The sequence below is a fragment of the Streptomyces alkaliphilus genome (assembly GCF_014141535.1).
Classification (GTDB): Bacteria; Actinomycetota; Actinomycetes; order Streptomycetales; family Streptomycetaceae; genus Streptomyces; species Streptomyces alkaliphilus.
The window spans coordinates 1-2,772 of record NZ_VKHT01000710.1; the positions used below are offsets into that span (position 1 = coordinate 1).

The 2,772-nt window shown below is 75.3% G+C and carries 3 protein-coding genes; 1 reads left to right on the forward strand and 2 read right to left on the reverse strand.

Features of this window, described 5'->3' with window-relative positions; translation table 11 throughout:
• Positions 1–88: 88 nt before the first annotated feature.
• Positions 89–292, forward strand: coding sequence for a hypothetical protein (locus tag FNQ90_RS18775; protein ID WP_143624218.1), 204 nt, complete (start codon positions 89–91; stop codon positions 290–292).
• Between the two features lie 99 nt (positions 293–391).
• Here FNQ90_RS18775 and FNQ90_RS18780 read toward each other — a convergent pair whose 3' ends face one another.
• Both FNQ90_RS18780 and FNQ90_RS18785 read right to left on the reverse strand, forming a co-directional pair.
• Positions 392–1,732 (reverse strand): GNAT family N-acetyltransferase, encoded by a 1,341-nt coding sequence (locus FNQ90_RS18780; protein WP_323380063.1) that lies wholly within the window; start codon positions 1,730–1,732, stop codon positions 392–394.
• 90 nt (positions 1,733–1,822) lie between these two features.
• Positions 1,823–2,772 (reverse strand): asparaginase (locus FNQ90_RS18785; protein WP_182607443.1); only part of this gene is annotated, 950 nt, incomplete at its 5' end.

Sequence of the window (2,772 nt, forward strand, 5' to 3'; positions counted from 1 at the left end):
CCCCCTCGACCACCCCCGGTCGTGCGATCGGGCGCGCGGCTCCTCCCGCCGGCGGTGGAAGCGGAAGCGCGGAAGGAGGAAGGCGATCATGGTTGAGGGTCGGGTCCGGGCGTTGAGCGCGCTGGTGTTCCACGTCCTGTTGCCCTTCCTGCTCCAGCTCGGCTGGCAGGTCGTGGCGGCCACGGTACTGGTGGCCTTCGTGTTGTGGGAGTCGGGGCCGGAGAGCGGTATGCGCTGGCAGTTCAGCGTGGGCCTGCTGGCGGTCGCGGCGGGGTTGCTGGCGCTCGGCTGAGAACCGGGCGCCGGCACGCCCCCGCCGCGTGCCGGCACCCTCGGGCCCTCGGGGCCCCATCGGCCGCGACCCGAGCGGCCCGTGCCGCGGAACCTCTCCTCAGAAGACGTCCGCGCACCAGGGTCGACGACCGGTCCCCAGCAGGACGTCGGCGCGGACCACCGCGCCCGGGGTCTCCTCGTCCAGATCCCCCGTCGCTTGCGCGAGGGTCGCGGAGCGGTCCCCCAGCCACAGCCCGGCCAGCGTGCCGACGCCCAGCGTCAGGTCGGCCGAGCGGTCGGTCGGCGCGCACTCGGCGCCCTCGGGCGAGGCGGTCAGCAGGAAGCGCCCCCCGGACAGGCCCATCGGGTCGCGCACCTCCACCACCAGTTCGCCCTCGGTGCGGTAGCTCCGCGAGGAGAGCATGGCGGCGGTGTCCAGCGGGCGGACCCACAGGAAGTCCCAGTGGTCCGTGATCCGGGCGGCCCGCCGGTCGGGCAGCACGCCACGCACCGGATCGTCGGGGCCCCTCTTCCCGGTGGAGACCCGGCTCGCCCAGTCGTAGCAGCACAGGTGGTGCCACAGTGCTCGCTCGGCCTCCGGCGAGGCGCCGATCAGGGAGCGCACCTTCAACAGGTTGTCGGGCCGGCCGTGGGCCCAGGCGTCGTCGATCGTGAAGCTCGCCAGACCCTGCGGCACGCCCTCGGCGTCCGTGTACAGCAGGTGGCGGGGGGCGGGGCCGTCGTCGGACCACCGCACGACGCCGGTGAACCGGTCCCACCAGAAGGCGTCCCGGTCGATGGTGCCCGGGTGCAGCCGGCGGAACCGGTCGTGCAGTTCGGGGCCGACCTTCCGCACCTCCTCGGCCTCGGCGAACCGGATCGAGCCGGAGAGCCCGAGGTCTTCCGGCCGCCCGGTGCGGCGCGGGTCGAAACCGGCCCGGAAGAGGTCGATCTCCAGGGTGGTGGTGCTCGCCGCCGGGCCGAAGCCGTAGCGGCCGTAGATGAGGTACTCGGCGGCGATGAGGGTGGCCACGGTGTCGCCGCGCTCCCGCGCCGCCCGCAGGTCGTCGCTCATCAGCCGGGTCAGCAGGCCGCGACGGCGGTGGGTGGAGGAGACGGTCACGGCGGTGACGGCGTCGGCCCGCACCGCGTTTCCACCGGGAACGGTCAGCTCCTGGTCGTAGGAGCGGAAGGTGGCCACGCAGCGGCCCTCTTCGAAGACGCCCACGGTACGGGAGAGGTCCATCCCGGCCATGCGATCGGGGATCTCCTTGGGGTCGCCGTCCGGCGGCGCGTCGAAGCCGGTGCGGATGCGGGCGATCCAGGCGGCGAACAGGTCGGCGTCGTCACCGACGGCGCGGATGTCGGGACCGGCGGGGGATGAGGAGGCGGGGGGCGTCTGTACGGGCGTGTCCGAGGCCATGGTCAGACGGTAGGAGCGGGGGTCGGGTGCCGCCACGCATTTTCCGCGTGCCGGCACCCGACCCGGACGGCGTCCCCCGGGGCGCCGTCGGGACCCGGTCGATCACCGTCGAATCGCCGTCGGGACTCAGTCGGGGAGCCGCACCGCCCGCACCTCGCCCACCGGCCGTCCGCCGCCCAGCAGCGGGGCCCGGGCGATCCGCGCCCGGATCGGGTGCTCCACGCCCATCGCGGCCAGCGCGGCGGCCAGCACCGGGCCGCGCGCCCGACCGGCGCCGTCCTCGATCTTGAACGCCAGCGCGCGGCCGTCGGCCAGCGCCACCGCCTGCACGCCCTCGGCGCCCGCCTTGGCCAGCACGCCCGGCACCTCCCGCATCAGCAGGGTGTCCTCCCGGCGGGTGCCGCCGATGTACTCGGGGTGGGCGCGCATGGCGTCGGTCACCCTCCGCTCCGGGGTCCCGGGGTCGGCCAGCACGTGTGCGCGGAAGGCGCGGGCCAGGCCGGTCAGGGAGATCGCCATCAGCGGCGCGCCGCAGCCGTCCACGCCGGTGTGCGCGACCTCGTCGCCGCTCAGCTCCTCCAGGGTCTGCCGGATCAGGCGTTGGAGGGGGTGGTCGGGGTCGGTGTAGTCGGCGGTGGACCAGCCGTTCGCCGCGCAGGCGACGAGCATGGCGGCGTGTTTGCCGGAGCAGTTCATGGCGAGCCGGGTGCGTCCGCCGCCGGCGGCGAACACCCGTTCGACCTCCTCCGGGTCGCCGGGCAGGTCCGGTGGGCAGATCAGGTCGTCCTCGGTGAAGCCGTGCGCGGAGAGCACGGCGGCGGCGCGGGCGCGGTGGAACGCCTCCCCGGCGTGGCTGGCGGCGGCCATGGCCAGGTCCTCGCCGCGCAGGTCGGCGCCGGCGCGCAGGAGCGCGGCGGCCTGCATCGGCTTGTTGCTGGAGCGGGGGAAGAAGGGCGAGGTCACGTCGCCCAGGGCCCGGCGCACGGTGCCGTCGGCGGCCAGCTCGACCAGCGAGCCGCGGTGTCGACCCTCCACGAAGCCGGAGCGCACGACCTCGGCGAGCACCGGGGGCGCGG

What these genes read in the sequence shown, in the direction of transcription:
- FNQ90_RS18775 (WP_143624218.1), top strand. Translation starts at nt 89, where the DNA reads ATGGTTGAGGGTCGGGTCCGGGCGTTGAGCGCGCTGGTGTTCCACGTC.